Source organism: Micromonospora sp. U21, from assembly GCF_018070045.1.
Lineage (GTDB): Bacteria > Actinomycetota > Actinomycetes > Mycobacteriales > Micromonosporaceae > Micromonospora.
In genome coordinates this window covers 1-5,122 of the sequence record NZ_JAGPYK010000070.1, presented here as the reverse complement: position 1 = coordinate 5,122, position 5,122 = coordinate 1, and the positions used below count along the sequence as shown (strand labels likewise).

The following is a 5,122-nucleotide window of genomic DNA, read 5'->3' as shown; positions in this document are numbered from 1 at the left end:
ACCGGGCGTTTCCCCTCCGCCATGACCGCCGTAACTCTATCGACATGTCAAACAACACCACACAGTGGTCTGTTGTTCGTTCATCGAGAGTTGCACAGTGGACGCGTAGCAGCTTAGTAGTCAAGTCCTCGGCCTATTAGTACCGGTCAACTGAACCCGTTACCGGGCTTACATTTCCGGCCTATCAACCCAGTCGTCTAGCTGGGGGCCTTACCCCACAAAGTGGGTGGGATACCTCATCTTGAAGCAGGCTTCCCGCTTAGATGCTTTCAGCGGTTATCCCTTCCGAACGTAGCTAACCAGCCGTGCCCCTGGCGGGACAACTGGCACACCAGAGGTTCGTCCGTCCCGGTCCTCTCGTACTAGGGACAGCCCTTCTCAAGTATCCTACGCGCACGGCGGATAGGGACCGAACTGTCTCACGACGTTCTAAACCCAGCTCGCGTACCGCTTTAATGGGCGAACAGCCCAACCCTTGGGACCTGCTACAGCCCCAGGATGCGACGAGCCGACATCGAGGTGCCAAACCATCCCGTCGATATGGACTCTTGGGGAAGATCAGCCTGTTATCCCCGGGGTACCTTTTATCCGTTGAGCGACACCGCTTCCACTCGCAAGTGCCGGATCACTAGTCCCGACTTTCGTCCCTGCTCGACCTGTCAGTCTCACAGTCAAGCTCCCTTGTGTACTTGCACTCAACACCTGATTGCCAACCAGGCTGAGGGAACCTTTGGGCGCCTCCGTTACCTTTTAGGAGGCAACCGCCCCAGTTAAACTACCCACCAGACACTGTCCCTGAACCGGATAACGGTCCGAAGTTAGATACCCAAATCAACCAGAGTGGTATTTCAAGATTGCCTCCACCCATACTGGCGTATGGACTTCACCGGCTCCCACCTATCCTACACAAGCTAATTCGAGTACCAATGTCAAGCTATAGTAAAGGTCCCGGGGTCTTTCCGTCCTGCCGCGCGTAACGAGCATCTTTACTCGTACTGCAATTTCGCCGGGCCTGTGGTTGAGACAGTGGGGAAGTCGTTACGCCATTCGTGCAGGTCGGAACTTACCCGACAAGGAATTTCGCTACCTTAGGATGGTTATAGTTACCACCGCCGTTTACTGGCGCTTAAGTTCTCCGCTTCGCCCCGAAGAGCTAACAGGTCCCCTTAACGTTCCAGCACCGGGCAGGCGTCAGTCCATATACATCGAATTACTTCTTCGCATGGACCTGTGTTTTTAGTAAACAGTCGCTTCCCCCTGCTCTCTGCGGCCATACAACGCTCCACCCGCATGGGGCTTCACGTCTCCGGCCCCCCTTCTCCCTAAGTTACGGGGGCAATTTGCCGAGTTCCTTAACCACAGTTCGCCCGATCGCCTCGGTATTCTCTACCTGACCACCTGTGTCGGTTTGGGGTACGGGCCGCTAAGAACTCGCTAGAGGCTTTTCTCGGCAGCATAGGATCACTGACTTCACCTGAATCGGCTCGGCATCACGTCTCAGCCTTCATGTGTTGCGGATTTGCCTACAACACGGCCTACACGCTTACCCCGGCACAACCACCGGCCGGGCTCAGCTACCTTCCTGCGTCACCCCATCGCTTGACTACTACCCATCAGGTTCCCACGCTCCCCACCATCAACCCGAAGGCATCAGACGGTTCGGGTGGTTAGCACAACGAGGTTCATCAGGGACGCTCTTTCGCGGGTACGGGAATATCAACCCGTTGTCCATCGACTACGCCTCTCGGCCTCGCCTTAGGTCCCGACTCACCCAGGGCGGATTAGCCTGGCCCTGGAACCCTTGGTCATCCGGCGGAAGGGTTTCTCACCCTTCTTTCGCTACTCATGCCTGCATTCTCACTCGTGCCGCGTCCACAACTGGGTCACCCCGCTGCTTCACTCGCGGCACGACGCTCCCCTACCCATCCACACACCTGCACGCACCATCAAGGGCACGCGTGGTTAAAATGTGAATGCCACAGCTTCGGCGGTGTGCTTGAGCCCCGCTACATTGTCGGCGCGGAACCACTTGACCAGTGAGCTATTACGCACTCTTTAAAGGGTGGCTGCTTCTAAGCCAACCTCCTGGTTGTCTATGCGACCCCACATCCTTTTCCACTTAGCACACGCTTAGGGGCCTTAGCTGGTGATCTGGGCTGTTTCCCTCTCGACTACGAAGCTTATCCCCCGCAGTCTCACTGCCGCGCTCTCACTTACCGGCATTCGGAGTTTGGCTGATTTCGGTAAGCTTGTGGGCCCCCTAGACCATCCAGTGCTCTACCTCCGGCAAGAAACACGCGACGCTGCACCTAAATGCATTTCGGGGAGAACCAGCTATCACGGAGTTTGATTGGCCTTTCACCCCTAACCACAGGTCATCCCCCAATTTTTCAACATTGGTGGGTTCGGCCCTCCACGCGGTCTTACCCGCGCTTCAGCCTGCCCATGGCTAGATCACTCCGCTTCGGGTCTAGGACACGCGACTGAATCGCCCTATTCAGACTCGCTTTCGCTACGGCTCCCCCACACGGGTTAACCTCGCCACATGCCACTAACTCGCAGGCTCATTCTTCAAAAGGCACGCCGTCACCCCGTAAGGCTCCGACGGATTGTAGGCGAACGGTTTCAGGTACTATTTCACTCCCCTCCCGGGGTACTTTTCACCATTCCCTCACGGTACTCGTCCGCTATCGGTCACCAGGAAGTATTTAGGCTTACCAGGTGGTCCTGGCAGATTCACGGCAGATTTCAGGGGTCCGCCGCTACTCGGGAACACCCACAGAAGGTCAGCAACTTTCACCTACCGGACTTTCACCGTCTACGGTCAGCCATTCCAGACTGTTCGACTAGCCACTGACTTTGTAACTCCTCGAACAAGTGTCAGCTTGTTCAGTAGGGTCCCACAACCCCGACCACGCAACCCCTGACAGGTATCACACGCAGCCGGTTTAGCCTCAATCCGCTTTCGCTCGCCACTACTCACGGAATCACTAAATTGTTTTCTCTTCCTACGGGTACTGAGATGTTTCACTTCCCCGCGTTCCCTCCACACACCCTATGTGTTCAGGTGTGGGTGACACCACATGACTGGTGCCAGGTTTCCCCATTCGGACACCCTGGGATCACAGCTTGGTTGACAGCTCCCCCAGGCCTATCGCGGCCTCCCACGTCCTTCATCGGCTCCTGGTGCCAAGGCATTCACCGTTCGCCCTTGACAACTTGACCACAAAGATGCTCGCGTCCACTGTGCAATTCTCAACAAACGACCAACCCACAACCCCACAGCCCCACACCAGCACCACCACAGTGATCGGTATGCGAGACCAGGCCATGCCTGGCAGCCCACGGAACACTCGTTCCGCTCAAGGCCTTCCGAAAGAAACAACCCATGGTTGTTCTTTCAGGACCCAACAGGGTGCTCTACGCCATCTCCCAGCCGCACCGAACACGATCCGTTCCCACCACCACAAGGGTGGCTGTACTAAGACGTCCCGGCCGTTGCCAGCAGAAAACTCACCAGTGTCTCCGCCATCTGAGCACCCCGACCCGACAGACGCGGGCCGCGGGCTCCATACCGGCTTTCACCGGATGGTGCTCCTTAGAAAGGAGGTGATCCAGCCGCACCTTCCGGTACGGCTACCTTGTTACGACTTCGTCCCAATCGCCAGCCCCACCTTCGACGGCTCCCTCCCACAAGGGGTTGGGCCACCGGCTTCGGGTGTTGCCGACTTTCGTGACGTGACGGGCGGTGTGTACAAGGCCCGGGAACGTATTCACCGCAGCGTTGCTGATCTGCGATTACTAGCGACTCCGACTTCACGGGGTCGAGTTGCAGACCCCGATCCGAACTGAGACCGGCTTTTTGGGATTCGCTCCACCTCACGGTATCGCAGCCCATTGTACCGGCCATTGTAGCATGCGTGAAGCCCTGGACATAAGGGGCATGATGACTTGACGTCATCCCCACCTTCCTCCGAGTTGACCCCGGCAGTCTTCGATGAGTCCCCGCCATAACGCGCTGGCAACATCGAACGAGGGTTGCGCTCGTTGCGGGACTTAACCCAACATCTCACGACACGAGCTGACGACAGCCATGCACCACCTGTGACCGCCCCCGAAGGACCTCACATCTCTGTGAGTTTTGCGGCCATGTCAAACCCAGGTAAGGTTCTTCGCGTTGCATCGAATTAATCCGCATGCTCCGCCGCTTGTGCGGGCCCCCGTCAATTCCTTTGAGTTTTAGCCTTGCGGCCGTACTCCCCAGGCGGGGCGCTTAATGCGTTAGCTGCGGCACAGGGAACCGGAGAGGCCCCCCACACCTAGCGCCCAACGTTTACAGCGTGGACTACCAGGGTATCTAATCCTGTTCGCTCCCCACGCTTTCGCTCCTCAGCGTCAGTATCGGCCCAGAGACCTGCCTTCGCCATCGGTGTTCCTCCTGATATCTGCGCATTTCACCGCTACACCAGGAATTCCAGTCTCCCCTACCGAACTCTAGCCTGCCCGTATCGACTGCAGGCCCGCAGTTGAGCTGCGGGTTTTCACAGTCGACGCGACAAGCCGCCTACGAGCTCTTTACGCCCAATAAATCCGGACAACGCTCGCACCCTACGTCTTACCGCGGCTGCTGGCACGTAGTTGGCCGGTGCTTCTTCTGCAGGTACCGTCACTCTCGCTTCGTCCCTGCTGAAAGAGGTTTACAACCCGAAGGCCGTCATCCCTCACGCGGCGTCGCTGCATCAGGCTTCCGCCCATTGTGCAATATTCCCCACTGCTGCCTCCCGTAGGAGTCTGGGCCGTGTCTCAGTCCCAGTGTGGCCGGTCGCCCTCTCAGGCCGGCTACCCGTCGTCGCCTTGGTAGGCCATCACCCCACCAACAAGCTGATAGGCCGCGAGCCCATCCCAAGCCGAAAAACTTTCCACCAAACCTCATGCGAGGCCAGGTAATATTCGGTATTAGCCCCGGTTTCCCGGGGTTATCCCAAAGCTTGGGGCAGGTTGCTCACGTGTTACTCACCCGTTCGCCGCTCGAGTACCCCGAAGGGCCTTTCCGCTCGACTTGCATGTGTTAAGCACGCCGCCAGCGTTCGTCCTGAGCCAGGATCAAACTCTCCAACAAAAA

The 5,122-nt window shown here is 57.6% G+C and carries 2 rRNA genes; both read right to left on the bottom strand.

The features are described 5' to 3' along the window. Positions 1-116: 116 nt before the first annotated feature. Positions 117-3,225 (bottom strand): 23S ribosomal RNA (locus KBX63_RS34735). Positions 3,226-3,602: 377 nt separating this feature from the next. Beyond that, positions 3,603-5,119 (bottom strand): 16S ribosomal RNA (locus tag KBX63_RS34730). Together the 16S and 23S rRNA genes form the textbook arrangement of a ribosomal RNA operon. Between the last annotated feature and the right edge of the window lie 3 nt (positions 5,120-5,122).